At 64.5% G+C, this 15,826-nt stretch carries 16 protein-coding genes; 3 read left to right on the top strand and 13 right to left on the bottom strand.

Annotated elements, in window-relative coordinates:
• Positions 1 to 46 precede the first annotated feature (46 nt).
• Positions 47 to 604, top strand: coding sequence for an RNA 2'-phosphotransferase (locus tag OVA12_RS10560; protein ID WP_268137122.1), 558 nt, complete (start codon positions 47 to 49; stop codon positions 602 to 604).
• A gap of 70 nt (positions 605 to 674) precedes the next feature.
• Here the strand turns inward: OVA12_RS10560 and OVA12_RS10565 are convergent, their stop codons facing one another.
• The 3 genes from OVA12_RS10565 to OVA12_RS10575 form a co-directional block, all read right to left on the bottom strand.
• On the bottom strand, positions 675 to 947 hold the full coding sequence (locus OVA12_RS10565; RefSeq protein WP_161709686.1) for a hypothetical protein: 273 nt from the start codon (positions 945 to 947) through the stop codon (positions 675 to 677).
• 80 nt (positions 948 to 1,027) lie between these two features.
• On the bottom strand, positions 1,028 to 1,525 hold the full coding sequence (locus OVA12_RS10570) for a hypothetical protein (RefSeq protein WP_268137127.1): 498 nt from the start codon (positions 1,523 to 1,525) through the stop codon (positions 1,028 to 1,030).
• A gap of 219 nt (positions 1,526 to 1,744) precedes the next feature.
• Positions 1,745 to 2,512: an SDR family NAD(P)-dependent oxidoreductase gene (locus tag OVA12_RS10575; protein ID WP_268137129.1), complete on the bottom strand. Its 768-nt coding sequence runs from the start codon at positions 2,510 to 2,512 to the stop codon at positions 1,745 to 1,747.
• 107 nt (positions 2,513 to 2,619) lie between these two features.
• Here OVA12_RS10575 and OVA12_RS10580 point away from each other — a divergent pair, with 107 nt between their 5' ends.
• Complete coding sequence (locus OVA12_RS10580; RefSeq protein WP_268137131.1) at positions 2,620 to 3,123, top strand: TetR/AcrR family transcriptional regulator; 504 nt, start codon at positions 2,620 to 2,622, stop codon at positions 3,121 to 3,123.
• A gap of 145 nt (positions 3,124 to 3,268) precedes the next feature.
• Positions 3,269 to 4,795 carry a DUF4214 domain-containing protein gene (locus tag OVA12_RS10585; RefSeq protein ID WP_268137133.1) on the top strand — a complete coding sequence of 509 codons (1,527 nt, stop codon included), beginning with the start codon at positions 3,269 to 3,271 and terminating at the stop codon, positions 4,793 to 4,795.
• Between the two features lie 81 nt (positions 4,796 to 4,876).
• Here the strand turns inward: OVA12_RS10585 and OVA12_RS10590 are convergent, their stop codons facing one another.
• From OVA12_RS10590 to OVA12_RS10635, 10 genes are all read right to left on the bottom strand, one after another.
• Positions 4,877 to 5,896, bottom strand: a complete 1,020-nt coding sequence (locus tag OVA12_RS10590) for a Gfo/Idh/MocA family protein (protein WP_268137135.1) — start codon at positions 5,894 to 5,896, stop codon at positions 4,877 to 4,879.
• 156 nt (positions 5,897 to 6,052) lie between these two features.
• Positions 6,053 to 6,610, bottom strand: a complete 558-nt coding sequence (locus tag OVA12_RS10595) for a glyoxalase superfamily protein (protein WP_268137137.1) — start codon at positions 6,608 to 6,610, stop codon at positions 6,053 to 6,055.
• Positions 6,611 to 6,789: 179 nt separating this feature from the next.
• Entirely contained in the window at positions 6,790 to 7,725 is a 936-nt protein-coding gene (ppk2, locus tag OVA12_RS10600) for a polyphosphate kinase 2 (protein ID WP_268137139.1), read from the bottom strand.
• A gap of 142 nt (positions 7,726 to 7,867) precedes the next feature.
• Positions 7,868 to 8,647 (bottom strand): crotonase/enoyl-CoA hydratase family protein, encoded by a 780-nt coding sequence (locus tag OVA12_RS10605; protein WP_268137140.1) that lies wholly within the window; start codon positions 8,645 to 8,647, stop codon positions 7,868 to 7,870.
• A 1-nt stretch (position 8,648) separates the two neighbouring features.
• On the bottom strand, positions 8,649 to 9,506 hold the full coding sequence (locus tag OVA12_RS10610) for a hydroxymethylglutaryl-CoA lyase (protein WP_268137141.1): 858 nt from the start codon (positions 9,504 to 9,506) through the stop codon (positions 8,649 to 8,651).
• A complete protein-coding gene (locus OVA12_RS10615; RefSeq protein WP_268137143.1) occupies positions 9,503 to 11,161 on the bottom strand; it encodes an acyl-CoA synthetase in 1,659 nt (552 codons plus the stop codon). The genes OVA12_RS10610 and OVA12_RS10615 overlap by 4 nt, the downstream gene beginning before the upstream one ends.
• Positions 11,151 to 13,145, bottom strand: coding sequence for an acetyl-CoA carboxylase biotin carboxylase subunit (locus tag OVA12_RS10620; RefSeq protein WP_268137145.1), 1,995 nt, complete (start codon positions 13,143 to 13,145; stop codon positions 11,151 to 11,153). The genes OVA12_RS10615 and OVA12_RS10620 overlap by 11 nt, the downstream gene beginning before the upstream one ends.
• Positions 13,145 to 13,573, bottom strand: a complete 429-nt coding sequence (locus OVA12_RS10625; RefSeq protein WP_268137147.1) for an ASCH domain-containing protein — start codon at positions 13,571 to 13,573, stop codon at positions 13,145 to 13,147. The genes OVA12_RS10620 and OVA12_RS10625 overlap by 1 nt, the downstream gene beginning before the upstream one ends.
• Positions 13,574 to 13,577: 4 nt before the next feature.
• A complete protein-coding gene (locus tag OVA12_RS10630) occupies positions 13,578 to 15,185 on the bottom strand; it encodes a carboxyl transferase domain-containing protein (RefSeq protein ID WP_268137149.1) in 1,608 nt (535 codons plus the stop codon).
• A gap of 23 nt (positions 15,186 to 15,208) precedes the next feature.
• Positions 15,209 to 15,805, bottom strand: coding sequence for a TetR/AcrR family transcriptional regulator (locus tag OVA12_RS10635; protein ID WP_268137151.1), 597 nt, complete (start codon positions 15,803 to 15,805; stop codon positions 15,209 to 15,211).
• Positions 15,806 to 15,826: the final 21 nt, after the last annotated feature.

The following is a 15,826-nucleotide window of genomic DNA, read 5'->3' on the forward strand; positions in this document are numbered from 1 at the left end:
GCCGGAACTTCCCGGCCAGGCTACCGAGCTCACGAAGGCGGGAATAATGGCAAAGACATCCACCGAGCTCAGCAAGTTCCTGAGCTTTGTTCTCCGGCACAAGCCGGATGCTATTGGTCTCAGGCTGGACGCGCAGGGCTGGGCGGACGTTGCCGATCTGATCGAACGGGCCAATGCGGCAGGCACACGGTTTGAACTTGCCGATCTTGAGGCCGTCGTCGAAACGAACGACCAGAAGCGCTTCACCCTTTCGGACGATGGCAAACGGATTCGGGCGGCTCAGGGGCATTCGGTCACAGTGGAGCTCGATCTTCCCCCGCAGACGCCGCCAGACATCCTCTACCATGGCACGGCCGACCGTTTCCTGCCGTCGATCCTGTCGCAAGGGTTGACGCCACAGGGGCGGCATCAGGTGCATCTGTCACGTGACCGCGCGACCGCGCATGCGGTCGGACAACGCCATGGCAAACCGGTCATCCTGAGTGTCGATGCGGCTGCGATGCAGTCTGCGGGCTTCACCTTCCATGTTGCCGACAATGGTGTCTGGCTGACCGATCACGTTCCGCCAGCCTTCCTCACAATCGCCGAAAACGGCACCGGCTGATATCGACGCACTCAACCGAATGCGGAAGATGGCGCCTGTGCGATGTCCGGACAGTGTCGCCACACCGCGTTTAATGGCAACCAAGGGTGCGAAGCCAGTCCGCGCCGGGCCGCTGCCGTTCTGCTTCCGCGTCAGGAGCAAGGTCCGACACCTCCGCCAGCGTCCCATCTTCGTCCAGCAGCCCGGCAATGCACACGTGATACGGCTCGTCCGGATCCGAATGATCAACACCGCCGCAAAGAAACTGCCAGTCCGTCCCGTCCCGCACCACGAGCAGCACTGCACGCTCACGCCGGAAGACATGACCGCAGCAGTAAACACCCAAACGGAGATCATCGAACATTGCATTACCACTCGAAACTGATTGCACACTCAGATGATCAATGCGATCAATGCCTCAATATTTAGATGAAATTTGAAAAGTCATTTTTCATCTCTAACTACATTAAGGAACAGATAAACTCTTGAGTAGAACTCCCAATTTTCTCTCATTTCTTGCTCGCTCCGGCATGACCGGAACACCGCAACAAACCGGTTTTGATGAGGAACAGGGATTGCAACTGGCCTGCGGTATTCCTCCCAGTCCTCATGAAAAATCTGCGGATCCCGACACAAATACAAGGACGGAGGCTCAAAAGTTGTCCCTGCCTTCTGCCAAAGCTCAGGACTCCAGGTCAGTATCTCATCTGTTATGTCGAGAGGGATACTGACGAAGATTCGTTTTGCACGCTGCTCATCGAACGCTCTCTCTAACTGCAGCGCCACTGCATTCAACATTGTCAGTGCATGGCTCACGAGAGCTTCGCCGGTCACGCGCAAGGACGAGGTCTCAATCAACTCGTCGAAATGGATCGAATCAAATTCCTTATCCGAACTTAAAAATCCATTGACCCACTCTTCCAATCTTTCTGCTCTGGGCATCTTGAAAAATCCTTGCGACAACCGCCACCAATCAAAATTTATATTCGTCAGAAAAGGATAACTGTATCAATCTGACAAATTCACTCGATCCAGCTCGCAAAATACTTAAGAAATTGATCATGTCAGCTATTACGAGCTTGTTTCCCGCACAGAACAGCCTCAGCCCCCACTCCGGCACCAAAGCAGCGCCGGGGCGAGGGGGAATCTTTTGCTCTTAGGTCAGGTCCGGCCGGCGGTGACGCCGCCGTCGACGGGCAGGACGGTTCCGGTGATCCAGGACGCCTGGTCGGAGGCGAGGAACAGGATTGCTTCGGCGACGTCCTGCGGCTGGCCGTTGCGGCCAAGCGGGTGGAAGGCGTTGAAGGTTGGCAGCACCTCGCGTACCTGCTCGTCCGACAGGAAGGTGTTGTAGACCGGGGTTTCGACCACGGCGGGCGCGACCGCGTTGATGCGGATGCGATGCGGGGCAAGCTCGATCGCCAGATTGCGGACCATGGCGTGAACGCCGGCGTTGGCCGCCGAATAGGCCGCTGACGGCGTGGCGCCGATGGCCTGGATCGCCCACATCGACCCGGTCTGCACGATGGCGCCGCCCTTGTCCTTCATGGCCTTGGCCGCCGCCTGCGCAGTGAAGAACTTGCCCTTGAGGATCGTGTCCAGATACCAGTCATAGTCCGCCTCGGTCAGTTCGAGGAACGGCTTGGGGTTGAACACGCCGGCGTTGTTGACGAGCACATCCAGCCCGCCGAAGCGCGACACGGCAGTCTCGACCAGCCGCGCGCCCGTGGCCGGGTCGGCAATGTCACCCGCCAACAGGGCGACGGACTGGCCGGACGGGTCGATGTCCCGTGCCGCCTGGTCCAGCTTGCCCGCATCGCGGCCATTGAGCGCCACCTTTGCCCCTTCGGCGAGGAACCGCCGCGCCGTTTCCTTGCCGATCCCCGAGCCACCGCCAGTGATCGCAACAACCTTGCCTGCAAATCGCATCGTCATCTCCTGTCGTTATCTATCTACTGATAGGTAGACGATGCCGATATAGTGATTGCCTTCACTGAGCGCAAGGCCTATCTATCGATTGATAGAGAGGGCGCACGATGAGTGACACCGCACAGGCAATCCTGAACGCTGCCGAAGAGCGCATCCGGCAGGCTGGCTACAATGGCTTCAGCTTCCGCGACATTGCGGCTGACACGGGCGTGAAAAGCTCCAGCGTCCACTACCACTTCCCCACCAAGGAGAAGCTGGCGGCCGCCGTTGCTCGCCGCTATACGGATCGCTTCATGGCCGCCGTCGAGGATCACATCACCGCAGGCGATGATGTCACGTCCGCCTGGCGGCGCGCCTTTGGCGAGGCGCTGGACCGGGATGGGCGGATGTGCCTGTGCGGCGCGCTGGCCGCGACGGCCCATGATCTGGCGGATGAGGTGCGCCAGGAGGTCAAGCGGTTCTTCGTTCTGGGGATCGACCGCCTGATGGCCACAGGCTGCTCGCGCGACGCGGCGATCCGCATTCTTGCGACGCTCGAAGGCGCGATGCTGACAGCCACCGTGCTCGATGACCGGTCGGCCTTCGACAGCGGGACAACCGCACTGGGCTGAGGCGGCCCGGCATTCGGCTACGCCACTTTGCGTCACTGCCTGGCGCAAGGCGTCAAAAGAACCACCCATTTATTGCCACGCCCCCCTCCTTGCGAACACAGCGCCGCCATGAGATTCCTCATATGTGCCCTTGTGGAGACCACGTATGACGACCTTTGTTACTGTTGGGCAGATCCCGACCAATCCTTACATCGCCGGCCTGCTGACCGAGCCGGAGAACCCCAATCCGGTTCGCTGGGACAATTCCGCACCGCTCAAGGTCTTTTTTGATGATTCCGGCATCCGCGCCTGGTCGCAGGCCGAGATCCAGCGCAACATGGCTGGCTTCAACGAGTGGTCGCGCGTTGCCAACATCGACTTCGTCCTGACCAACAACAAGGCCGAAGCGCAGATCATCTCGATCCTGCGCACGACGATTGATGGCAAGGACAACCTGCTCGGCCAGACCACCGCCCCGTCGGGCGGCCTCAACCCGATCACCATCGAATATTCGGTGCGCGGCGCCAATTTCGACAATCTGGCGCTGGGTGGCGACAGCTACCACACCGTCGTGCACGAGATTGGCCACACCCTTGGCATCTATCATCCGCATGACGGCACCCTGTTCCCGGGCGTGCCGAACGGCGCGGATGACAACACCGGCACCAACGGCCAGAACCAGGTCATCTTCACCGTGATGTCCTATGTGTCCGGCTGGACCGGCGAGCCGGTCACCAGCCCGACCTTCGGCACCGCCTCGTCCGCCATGGCCTTCGACATCGCGGCAGCCCAGTTTCTTTATGGCGTGCGCGCGGCCGAAACCGGCAACAATGAATACCTGCTGCACACGGCCAATGGCACGGGCGTCAGCTGGCGCTCCATCTGGGACACCGCCGGCTCCGACACCATTTCCGCCAATGGCGCCACGGCGGATGCCACGATCGACCTGCGCGCGGCTCCGCTGACCGGTGAGAACGCCGGCGGCTACGTGTCCTGGGTCAAGGGCGTCAAGGGCGGCTACACCATCGCAAACGGCGTCACGGTCGAAAAGGCCATCGGCGGCAGCGGCAACGACCGCCTGATCGGCAACGAAGCGCACAACGTGTTCCTCGGCAACGGGGGCAATGACAGCATCGACGGCATGGGCGGCCTCGATATCGCCCAGTTCCTGACCACCCGCGAAAACGTCCAGATCGAACGTGGCCCGAGCGCCATCGTCGTGAATGCCAACAATGCGGGCCTCGGCACGGACACGCTGACCAATGTCGAGCGTGTGCATTTCACCAACGGCGTGCTGGCCTTCGACACCGATGGCGGTTCCGCTGGTCAGGTCTATCGCCTGTATCAGGCAGCCTTTGCCCGCACCCCGGACAAGGTCGGCCTGACGCACAACCTGAACCTTGTCGACAACGGCCTTGGCATCAAAACCATGTCGTCGGCCTTCATCGGCTCGGCCGAGTTCGTCAACCGCTATGGTCAGAACACGTCCGACACCACCTTCATCAACGCCCTGTACCAGAACGTGCTTGGCCGCAATGCGGATTCGGCCGGTCTCGCCGGCTGGCAGCAGCGCCTGGCGGATGGCTCCTGGAACCGCGCCGACGTGCTCTTCGGCTTCTCCGAGAGCGGCGAGAACAAGACCCTGGTCGCCAACGCGATCAAGGACGGCATCTGGCTCGATCTGGTCGCCTGATCGGCAGATCGACGGATCTCTCAACGAAAACAAAAAGGCCCGGGCGATCCGCCCGGGCCTTTTTTGCATCTGAACACTGCTTCAGAGCGGCGACACGTTCGCCCAGCCGCCGTCGCGCTCGGAGCGGAACAGCGCGTCGAGGATTTCCATGTTGCGCACTGCGTCCTCGGCAGCATAGGGCGCCGGCACCTCGCCCAGAACGGCGCGGCCAAAGGCGTCTGCCAGTTCGGCATACTGGTCCGAAGGCGCGATCTCGAGCACCTCGGCGGCTGCATCGCCAAGCTTCGCGCCACTGTCCAGCTTCAGGCTGACGCCCTCGCCCTGCGGCGCATTGAAAGGAATGGTGATCTCGAGCCGGCGCTTTGTGCCCACCAGCTGCAGCCGCTGGAACGGCGCCAGCTGGGTGGACACGGTGAACTCCAGCCGCCGTCCGTCGCCGAAATCCATCAGCCCGCTCGCCAGACGATCCGTGCCGAAGGCCGGGTCGCGGTCGATCAGCGAGACCACCCGCAGCGGCTCGGCATCGAAGAAAAAGCGCCCGGCCACCATCGGATAGCAGCCGATGTCCATCAGCGCGCCGCCGCCGATGTCGGCCTGGTTGCGGATGTTGCCCGGGTCATCGTTGAAATAGCTGAAGAACGCCTGCACGGCCTTCAGCTCCCCCAGCTCGCCCGAGCGAACGATCTCGCGGGCCTTCAGCCACTGCGGATGCCAGCGCACCATGAAGCCCTCGGCAACCAGCTTGTCCTTGGGCAGGTCAAGCAACTGACGCGCCTCGGCCGCCGTCAGCGCGATCGGCTTTTCGCACAAGACATGCTTGCCGGCCTTCACGGCGGCAATCGTCATCGGCACATGCAGGTGGTTGGGCAGCGGATTGTAGATCGCGTCGATGGACGGATCGGCCAGCAACGCCTCATAGCTGCCATGGGCCACCGGAATGCCCAGCGCGCGGGCGGCCGCATCGGCGCTGTCCTGGCTGCGCGAGGCAATCGCCGCGACCGTCCCGGTCTTCGAACGCTGGATCCCCGGGATCACCTTTTCCCGCGCGATGCGGGCCGTCGACAGCACGCCCCAGCGAACCGGCTTCGCAGTTTCAGTCATGATGTGCGCTCCTCAGAACAGGCAACAGGAGAACGGTGGCACATGGTCAGCCGGTGCGGCGATGGTGCGACCGTCAGGAAGGGAGTGCACATTGGCAGGCTTTTTCGCTCCGTTCCAGTCCCTCGTGAGGGACTGGAACGGCCTGAACACCCCGGATCAGTCCGGGTCCAGCTCCATGAAGCGGATGCGGTTGTTGAATGGATCGATAACCTGCATTTCGGTACGTCCGTCAGTCTGCTCCAGACTAGGGCGCATGTAGCGGTAGTTCTTCGCTGTCAGCTCGACGTGAAAAGCCCTGATCCCCGCCATGTAGACGCACATGTTGCCTCCGGGCGTGGCATCTCCGGCATGTTCGGACAAATGCAGCTTGAGCTGGCCACGCGACACTTGCGTGTAAAGCGGAAACTCCGGCCCGTAGCGATGCTCCCAATCGACCGACATACCGAGAAAGCCAAGATAGAATTCATGGGCCTTCGTCACATCGAAAATGCGCACAATCGGAACTGTTTCAAGAAAGCCGTCTGTTGCCTTCTGGCTTGCCAGTGCGGTCTGCGTCGCATCCTCGATCTTTGCAGACAGAACATTCCACGTCGCCAGACCAAGCTGTCTGGCCACGATCTCAAGAGCGTCAGATTGGGGAAGTGTATGGCCGCGTTCAGCCAGTTGCTCGCGCAAGGCCTTGGCCATGGCCTTGGCATTCATGAAGTCGCGCATGTCATGCTCCGCAAGGACGGTCCAGTCGTCAGTGTCCGCGTTACTGACTGCCCCGTCCGGTTCGGAACCATGACAGAGACATCTGCGAAGCTTTCGCCATACCCTTGAGGGCGCGGACTGCCGGCAGCTCCTGCCGTGGCTCCTTTGTCGCACAGAGCCACGGCCAGGTCACGTCTGTTTCAGTAGCGCTTCGGCACGTACAGTTCTTCCGGCAGCGTCATGCGCTCGTAGTCCGGGTTGAACACGCGATCCGGCAGCTTGATCGGATCATGCGGGATTTCCTCGTAAGGAACCTGCGACAGGAGATGCGAGATGCAGTTGAGGCGCGCCGCCTTCTTGTCGTTGCCCTCGACGATGAACCAGGGCGCTTCCGGAATGTTGGTACGCGCGAAGGTTTCTTCCTTGGCCTTGGTGTAGGCCTCCCAGCGGATGCGCGACTGCAGGTCCATCGGCGACAGTTTCCACTGCTTCAGCGGATCATGGATGCGCATCAGGAAGCGCAGCTGCTGCTCCTGGTCCGTGATCGAGAACCAGTACTTGACCAGCTTGATGCCGGAGCGGGCCAGCATGCGCTCGAATTCGGGAACGTCATGGTAGAATTCTTCCACCTGCTCGTGCGAGGCAAAGCCCATCACGCGCTCGACGCCGGAGCGGTTGTACCAGGAGCGGTCAAACAGCACCATTTCGCCAGCCGCCGGCAGATGCGGCACATAGCGCTGGAAGTACCACTGGCTCTTTTCGCGTTCGGTCGGAGCGGGCAGAGCGACAACGCGGGCCGCACGCGGGTTGAGGCGCTGGGTGATGCGTTTGATCACGCCGCCCTTGCCGGCGGCATCGCGGCCCTCGAACAGAACAACAAGCTTGTAGCCGGTGTGCTGGATCCAGTCCTGCATCTTCACCAGCTCGGCCTGCAGCCGCAGCAGTTCGTGGAAATACACCTGACGGTCGACAGTCGACTTGTGCTTCATGTCGGAAATGAAGGCCAGCTCGCGCGCCAGTTCCGGCGACATCATCTGGTCGTCGATTTCCATTTCCAGCTCTTCGTCGAGGCTGTCCAGCCACTCCGCCTCGACCCAGCTCTGCTCGCGTCTGTTCTTCTGCTCGTTGCCGTCCATGATCACGTCCTTTCATCGGGCGGCAATGCACCACCCGGAATTTGCCACCGGCAAATTACACGGCGATTGCGACAGCTTGCCGAAGCCCTGGCAAGATGTGGCGATCACGGACAAACCGCGCAAGACGGACCTTCGCGGCCTGTCAGCTCCACGCAGGCTTGCGCTTGTCGAAGAAGGCGGAAATGCCCTCGTGCGCTTCCGGGTCTTCCCAGCAATCGGCCAGCCGCTCGATGGTGGCGGCAATCACTGCCTCGGTGATCGGCGTGCCAAGCGAGCGGGCGAGCGCCTTGGCGCGGGCGACCGCGCCGGGGGCCGCCGCCAGATAGGGCTTCACCTCGCGCTCGACCGCCGCATCCAGCTCCTCGGCCGCCACAACCCGGGCGACGAGATCAAGGTCGCGGGCTTCCGCCGCATCGAACAGGCGCGCCGACATGAACACACGCCGTGCCTTGCCCTCGCCCATGCGGGCGACGACATAGGGGCTGATGGTGGCCGGGATCAGGCCAAGGCGCGTCTCGGTCAGGCCGAACTTCGCGCCGTCCACGGCAATGCAGACATCGCAGACGCTCATCATGCCGATGCCGCCGCCGAAGGCCTGGCCCTGCACCCGGCCAATCAGCGGCTTGGGCAGCTCGTTCAGCGCCTGCAGCATCAAGGCCAGCTTGCGCGCCTCGGCGATGCGCGTCGCCCGGTCGGCGGTGAACTGCGCCCGCATCCAGTCAAGGTCCCCGCCGGCGCAGAAGCTTGCCCCCTCGCCGGTCAGGATGACCACGCGCACGGCTGGATCAGCACCAAGTTGCTCCGCCGCCGCCGTCAGCTCGGCGATCATGGTCGCAGACAGGGAATTGTGCTTCTCGGCCCGGGCCAGCGTCAGCGTGGCGACCCCGCGCGGGTCCGTTTCGATGCGAATGGTCTCAAACATCTCACGCCTCCTCACGCAGGGACCGGGCAAAGGTCGCCGCCTCTGCCAGCTTCTCGAGATCCAGCCCCGTCTCATAGCCGTGGTCGGCCAGTAGTCTTGCCACGGCCTCGGTCGCGACATTCCCCTTCGCGCCGGGGGCATAGGGGCAGCCGCCGAGGCCGCCCACGGCAGCATCGAAGGTCCGCAGCCCCTTCTCGAGGCTGACCTCGATGTTGGCGAGCGCATTGCCGCGCGTGTCGTGATAGTGCCCGGCGAGGCGATGGGCCGGAACCTTTGCGAGCACCGCGTCCAGCATGCGGCCGATGCTCTCCGGCGTGCCGGCGCCAATCGTGTCACCGAGCGAGACCTCGTAGCAGCCCATGGCAATCAGCTCGGCCGCCACATGGGCGACGCTTTCGGGCGGCGTCGGCCCGTCATAGGGGCAATCGGTGACGCAGGAGACATAGCCACGCACCGGAATGCCGTCGTCCAATGCCTTGTCCAGCAGCGGGCGGAAACGCTCCAGGCTCTCGGCGATGGAGCAGTTGATGTTCTTCTTCGAGAAGCCCTCGGAGGCCGAGCCGAACACCGCCACCTCGTCGGCGTGGGCGTTGCGCGCGGCGGTGTAGCCCTTCACGTTCGGCGTCAGCGCCGTGTAATGCACCGACGGCTTGCGGCGGATGCCGGCCAGCACCTCCGCCGCATCGGCCATCTGCGGCACCCACTGCGGGCTGACGAAGCTGGTCACCTCGATCTTGACGAAGCCGCAGTCGGTAAGCATGTCGACCAGGCGGATCTTGTCCCCGGTCGCGATCATGCGCTTCTCGTTCTGCAGCCCGTCGCGCGGGCCCATCTCGAACAGGGTGACGAAGCCGGTCATGGGTGGATTTCCTTGCTTTCCTCGCTGGCGCGCTGGCGCAGCTCGCGGCGGATGACCTTGCCGGTGGTCGTCATCGGCAGGGCATCGACGAAATCGACCTCGCGCGGATATTCATGCGCGGCGAGGCGGGTCTTGACGAACAGGGCGATGTCATCGGCCAGCACGTCGCTGGGCTCGACCCCGGCCTTCAGCACCACATAAGCCTTCACGATCTCGGTGCGCTGCGGGTCCGGCTTGCCGACCACGCCGGCCATGGCGACGGAAGGGTGGCGCAGCAGGCAATCCTCGATCTCGCCCGGGCCGATGCGGTAGCCCGACGAGGTGATGACATCATCGTCGCGGCCGACAAAGCGCAGCCAGCCGTCGGCGTCGCGCACGCCGGTGTCGCCGGTCAGCAGCCAGTCGCCGAGGAACTTGGCCCTGGTCGCCGCCTCGTTGTTCCAGTAGCCGAGGAACATCACCGGATCGGGCCGCCGCACGGCAATGAGCCCCTGCTCGCCGTCAGCGGCAATTTCGCCTGCCTCCGTCACCACGTTCACATCATGGCCGGGCACCGCGCGGCCCATGATCCCGGGCCTTGCGTCCATCACGGCGGCGCAGCTGGAGACGATCATGTTGCATTCGGTCTGGCCGTAGAACTCGTTGATGGTGAGCCCAAACACCTTGCGGCCCCAAGCGATCAGCTCGGCCCCGAGCGTTTCACCGCCCGAGGCGACGGAGCGCAGCGACAGGCTGTAGCGGCTCTCGGGGCTCTCCACCTGGCGCATCATCTTCAGCGCGGTGGGCGGCAGGAAGGCGTTGCGGATGCCCTGAGCCTGCATCAGCTCGAAGGCCGCCTCGCCGGTGAACTTGCGGAAGCGGCAGGCCACGACCGGAATGCCGTGATAAAGCGCCGGCATCAGCACATCGAGCAGGCCGCCGATCCAGGCCCAGTCGGCCGGGGTCCAGAAGCGGTCGCCGGGACACGGCAGGAAATCATGGCTCATCTCCACACCGGGCAGATGGCCGATCAGCACCCGGTGGCCGTGCAGGGCCCCCTTCGGCTGACCTGTGGTGCCCGAGGTGTAGATGATGATCGCCGGATCGTCTGCGCCCGTGTCGACGGGCGTGAACTGCGTCTCGTGGCCGGTCATGGCCCGCGCCAGATCCTCGGCGCCATGCATGGCTCCGTCGATGCAAAGCACGGTCGTGAGCGCCGGCAGTGCCTCGCGCAGGCGGGAGAGTTTGGCCGCCCCCGAGGCATCCGTAACGACGACCTTCACCCCGGCATTGCCGAGCCGGTACTCCAGCGCTTCCTCGCCGAACAGCGTGAACAGCGGGATCGTGATCGCCCCGCATTTCAGCGCGGCGATATGGGCGGCGGCCGTCTCGATGCTTTGCGGCAGCAACACGCCGACCCGGTCGCCCCGCTCCAGCCCACGGGCCCGGAACAGGTTGGCGAGGCGGTTCGACAGCGCCTTCAGCTCGCCGAAGCTGACGCGCGTCGCCACACCATCCTCGGCCACATAGGTGATCGCCTCGCGGTCCGGCTCCACATCGGCCCAGCGGTCGCAGATGGCAACGCCGATGTTGAAGCGCTCGGGCACGCGCCAGCGGAACCCGTCCCGCAGCGCCTCGTAGCTGTCGGCGGAAGGCAGCGCCGGGTCAGGCTGCATCGGCCGTCTCCTCGGCAAGGGCCAGCAGCAGTGTGCCGTCGGTCACCTGCTCGCCAGCGGCAACGAAGACATCGGCAATCACGCCATCGCGCGGGGCGGTCAGCGTGTGTTCCATCTTCATCGCCTCGAGGATGACGAGCGGCTGGCCCTTGGTCACAGCCATGCCCTTCTCCGCCGTCAGCACCTTGACGAGGCCCGGCATCGGCGCAACCAGCTTGTCGCCGGCCGCATCCCCCTCGTCGTCTCCGGACAGGACATCCGCCCGGACAAACTCGAAGGCCTCGCCGGCGTAGAACACGGAAAGGCCCTGGCCCGTCTCGGCCAGCCGTGCCTTGTCGCGGTGGCCGCCCGTGTCGAAGCGGATTTCGCCATCGCCCACATGGGTCAGCTCCAGTTCCAGCACCTCGCCGGCAAGATGCACGGCAAAGCGGCTGCGGCCAAGGCTGCGCGCCTCGATCTCGTGCCGCGCGCCCTTGTGGTCCAGCACGGCGAACTGGCGCGAGGCGCTCCAGCCGCGCCAGCCGACGAGACGGTCCCAGGGATCCGTCCCTTCCGCCGGGCGCAGCAGCCCGAGGCTCGCCAGCGCCGCCAGTGCCATCACGGTCGGCGGCGTCTCGCCCTGGGCGATGAGCGCGTCCTGGTCGCGGCCGATGAGGCCCGTGTCCACGTCGCCTGCGGCAAAGCCCTCGTGCCGGCACAGTGCCGCCAGGAAGGTGGCGTTGGTGACGGATCCCGCCACTTCCGTTGCCTCCAGCGCGGCCAGCATGCGGGCGAGCGCTGTCTTGCGGTCCGGGCCATGCACGATGATCTTGGCGATCATCGGGTCATAGTAGGGGGTGATGGTGTCGCCCTGGCGCACGCCGGAATCCACCCGGGCGATGTGTCCGGGCAGACGCAGATGATCAAGCGTGCCCGTCGCCGGCAGGAAGCCCTTTGCGGCGTCCTCGGCATAGAGCCGCGCCTCGAAGGCCCATCCGTTGATCGACAGCTGGTCCTGGCTCAGCGGCAGCTTCTCGCCGCTCGCCACCTTCAGCTGCCATTCGACGAGATCCTGCCCGGTGATCGCTTCGGTTACCGGATGCTCCACCTGCAGGCGGGTGTTCATTTCCATGAAGTAGAAGCGGTCTTCCGACAGCCCGTCCGACACGTCGGCAATGAACTCGATGGTGCCGGCGCCCGAATAGTTGATCGCCTTGGCCGCCCGCACGGCGGCAGCGCCCATCGCGGCGCGCATTGCTTCCGGCATGCCGGGGGCCGGGGCCTCCTCGATCACCTTCTGGTGGCGGCGCTGCAGCGAGCAGTCGCGCTCGAACAGATGCACGGCATTGCCGTGGTTGTCGCCGAAGACCTGGATCTCGATGTGGCGCGGCTTGGTCAGGTACTTCTCGATCAGGACGCAAGGGTCGCCGAAGCTCGCCTGCCCCTCGCGCTGCGCGCCTTCCAGCGCAGCGAGGAAGTCGATCGGATCATCCACCCGCCGCATGCCCTTGCCGCCGCCGCCGGCCCGGGCCTTGATCAGCACCGGATAGCCGATCTCGTCGGCCCGGGCCTTCAGGAAGGCAGGGTCCTGGCTTTCGCCGTGATAACCCGGCACCACCGGCACGCCGGCCTTCTGCATCAGCGCCTTGGCCGCGTCCTTCAGGCCCATGGCGCGGATCGCGTCGGCGCTGGGGCCGATGAAGGTGATGCCGGCAGCCGTCAGCGCATCGACGAAGCCGGGGTTCTCCGACAGGAACCCGTAGCCCGGATGCACCGCTTCCGCCTTGCTGAGACGGCAGATCTCGATGATCCGTTCGACCTTCAGATAGCTCTCGGCCACGGGCGCGGGGCCCAGCCGCCAGGCCTCGTCGGCCAGCGCAACGTGCTTGGAATTGGCATCGGCGTCGGAATAGACCGCAACCGTCCGGATGCCCAGCCGCCGCGCGGTTTCAATGACCCGGCACGCAATCTCGCCCCGGTTGGCGATGAGGATTTTCTTGAACATCACTGTGCCTCCCCGGCCAGATCTTCCACGACGCGGAACCGTTCGCAGACCAGTTCCATGTCCGGCGAAAAGCCGCCGTTGCGTTCAAAATAGGCACCGTGGTCCCGCTGCCAGCCGGCGAGATCCTCGTTCTCCCCCTCGCTCAGGGCAAACTCGGCATCGACATCGCAGAAACGGCGGATCGCCACGGAGCTGGTTTCGATGACGAGGGCAGGCGTGCCGTCCCAGTTGAGAACGATGTCCCGGCGTCCGGCCACCGGCAGCGCCTCTCCCCCCTCGGTGAAGTCTCGCAGCGCTCCGCAGGTGCCGGTCTTGCGGCCACTGCGCACCAGGGCAATCAGCTCTGCCGACAAGCGCTCGCTGTCGCCGAACTTGAAGGTAACGGCGCCAGGATACTTGGCTTTCAGTTCATCAAGTGTCTTGTCCATGGCATCACATCCGGAACAGGCCGAAGCGGGTGTCGTCGATCGGCGCATTGAGCGCGGCCGACAGGGACAGGGCGAGGCAGTCGCGCGTCTTGCGCGGGTCAATGATGCCGTCGTCCCACAGCCGTGCCGAGGCATAGAGCGGATGGCCCTGCGCCTCGAACTGGCCGATGACCGGCTGCTTGAAGGCCTTCTCTTCCTCCGCCGACCAGCTGCCGCCCTTGCGCTCGATGCCCTCACGCCGGACGGTGGCCAGCACGCCGGCGGCCTGTTCGCCGCCCATCACCGAAATGCGCGAGTTCGGCCAGGTCCACAGGAAGCGCGGGGAATAGGCGCGGCCGCACATGCCGTAATTGCCCGCCCCGAACGATCCGCCGACCAGCATGGTGATCTTCGGAACGGAGGTGGTGGCGACCGCCGTCACCAGCTTGGCGCCGTCCTTGGCGATGCCGCCGCTCTCGTATTTGCGCCCGACCATGAAACCGGTGATGTTCTGCAGGAACACCAGCGGGATCTTGCGCTGCGAGCACAGCTCCACGAAATGCGCGCCCTTGACCGCGCTCTCGGAGAACAGCACGCCGTTGTTGGCAATGATGCCGACCGGCATGCCGTAGATATGGGCAAAGCCGCAGACCAGCGTCGTGCCGTAGCGCGCCTTGAACTCGTCGAAGCGCGAGCCGTCGACCACGCGGGCGATGACCTCGCGGATGTCATAGGGCGTCTTCAGGTCCGCCGGCACCACGCCGAGGATTTCCTCCGGGTCGTAGAGCGGATCTTCCGGGCTCACCAAATCGAGCTGCGCCGGCTTCAGCCGGTTCAGATTGGCGACCGCGCGGCGCGCCAGCGCCAGCGCATGGGCGTCGTCACGGGCCAGATGATCGGCCACGCCGGACAGGCGCGTGTGCACGTCGCCGCCGCCCAGATCCTCGGCGGTCACTTCCTCGCCTGTCGCCGCCTTCACCAGCGGGGGGCCGGCGAGGAAGATGGTGCCCTGGTTCTTGACGATGATGGTCTCGTCGCTCATCGCCGGCACATAGGCGCCACCGGCGGTGCAGGAACCCATCACCACGGCGATCTGGGCAATGCCCCGCGCCGACATGTTGGCCTGGTTGAAGAAGATGCGCCCGAAGTGGTCGCGGTCGGGGAACACCTCGTCCTGGTTCGGCAGGTTGGCGCCACCTGAGTCAACAAGATAGACGCAAGGCAGGTTGTTCTCGGCAGCGATCTCCTGCGCGCGCAGGTGCTTCTTCACCGTCATCGGATAGTAGGTGCCGCCCTTCACCGTCGCGTCATTGGCGACGATCATCACCTCGCGGCCTTCGACCCGGCCGATGCCGGCGATGACACCGGCCGATGGCGAGGCATTGTCATACATCTCATGCGCGGCAAACAACCCGACCTCAAGAAAGGGCGAGCCCGGATCGAGCAGGCGCGACACCCGCTCGCGCGGCAGGATCTTGCCCCGGGCGGTGTGGCGCTCGCGGGCGACGGCCCCGCCGCCATCAAAGGCGGCCTCGGCCGCGCGGCGCACCTCGGCCAGCGCGGCCTCATGGGCGGCGCGGTTCTTCTCGAAGGTCTCGCCGCGCGTGGCGACGTTCGATTTCAGAATGCCCATGGGCGGTTCGCTCCCTTGCGGTCTCAGGTGACGCTGCCCGTCACCATATTCAGATAGATGGTCTCGATGTCGGTTTCGCTGAGGCGGCCACCGGGCCGGTACCAGGTGCCCAGACCCGTCAGCATGGCAATGAGGGCACGGGTCACGACGCGCGGCTCGCTGACCTTGAACTCGCCCGCCGCCGCCCCTCGTTCCAGGATGCGGGTCAGCACGTCCTCATAGGCGCGGCGCTGCGCCTCGATACCGGCAAAATTCTCCGGCTCCAGGTTGCGCAGCTCCATGTAGGAGATGAACACCGCGTCAGTGCGGGCGAGGTGATAGCGGATGTGAAAGCGGGTGAACCGCTCCAGCGCGCGCTTCGGCGCCTCGTCCGCCGGGGCCGTCGCCGCTTCCTGCTCCCAGGCGGCCAGCAGCGCGGCCATATGGCCGGACATCAGGTCCTTCAGGAGATCCTGCTTCGTGGGGAAGTGATTGTAGAGCGCGCCGGGCTGGACACCGACGTCAGTCGCGATCTGGCGCATGGACACGGCCGCATAGCCCTGACGGGCAAACAGGCTGAGCGCAGCCGCGCGCACGCGCTCCGCCGTCTCCTCGCCCTTCGCTCCGCTCGGTCGCGCCATATCCCCTCCCCAAATTAAATG

It is taken from the genome of Pannonibacter sp. SL95 (genome assembly GCF_026672425.1).
Taxonomy (GTDB): domain Bacteria; phylum Pseudomonadota; class Alphaproteobacteria; order Rhizobiales; family Stappiaceae; genus Pannonibacter.

Coding starts and splice junctions, on each gene's coding strand:
- OVA12_RS10560 (WP_268137122.1), top strand. CDS start 47: ATGGCAAAGACATCCACCGAGCTCAGCAAGTTCCTGAGCTTTGTTCTC.
- OVA12_RS10565 (WP_161709686.1), bottom strand. CDS start 947: ATGTTCGATGATCTCCGTTTGGGTGTTTACTGCTGCGGTCATGTCTTC.
- OVA12_RS10570 (WP_268137127.1), bottom strand. CDS start 1,525: ATGCCCAGAGCAGAAAGATTGGAAGAGTGGGTCAATGGATTTTTAAGT.
- OVA12_RS10575 (WP_268137129.1), bottom strand. CDS start 2,512: ATGCGATTTGCAGGCAAGGTTGTTGCGATCACTGGCGGTGGCTCGGGG.
- OVA12_RS10580 (WP_268137131.1), top strand. CDS start 2,620: ATGAGTGACACCGCACAGGCAATCCTGAACGCTGCCGAAGAGCGCATC.
- OVA12_RS10585 (WP_268137133.1), top strand. CDS start 3,269: ATGACGACCTTTGTTACTGTTGGGCAGATCCCGACCAATCCTTACATC.
- OVA12_RS10590 (WP_268137135.1), bottom strand. CDS start 5,896: ATGACTGAAACTGCGAAGCCGGTTCGCTGGGGCGTGCTGTCGACGGCC.
- OVA12_RS10595 (WP_268137137.1), bottom strand. CDS start 6,610: ATGCGCGACTTCATGAATGCCAAGGCCATGGCCAAGGCCTTGCGCGAG.
- ppk2 (WP_268137139.1), bottom strand. CDS start 7,725: ATGGACGGCAACGAGCAGAAGAACAGACGCGAGCAGAGCTGGGTCGAG.
- OVA12_RS10605 (WP_268137140.1), bottom strand. CDS start 8,647: ATGTTTGAGACCATTCGCATCGAAACGGACCCGCGCGGGGTCGCCACG.
- OVA12_RS10610 (WP_268137141.1), bottom strand. CDS start 9,506: ATGACCGGCTTCGTCACCCTGTTCGAGATGGGCCCGCGCGACGGGCTG.
- OVA12_RS10615 (WP_268137143.1), bottom strand. CDS start 11,161: ATGCAGCCTGACCCGGCGCTGCCTTCCGCCGACAGCTACGAGGCGCTG.
- OVA12_RS10620 (WP_268137145.1), bottom strand. CDS start 13,145: ATGTTCAAGAAAATCCTCATCGCCAACCGGGGCGAGATTGCGTGCCGG.
- OVA12_RS10625 (WP_268137147.1), bottom strand. CDS start 13,573: ATGGACAAGACACTTGATGAACTGAAAGCCAAGTATCCTGGCGCCGTT.
- OVA12_RS10630 (WP_268137149.1), bottom strand. CDS start 15,185: ATGGGCATTCTGAAATCGAACGTCGCCACGCGCGGCGAGACCTTCGAG.
- OVA12_RS10635 (WP_268137151.1), bottom strand. CDS start 15,805: ATGGCGCGACCGAGCGGAGCGAAGGGCGAGGAGACGGCGGAGCGCGTG.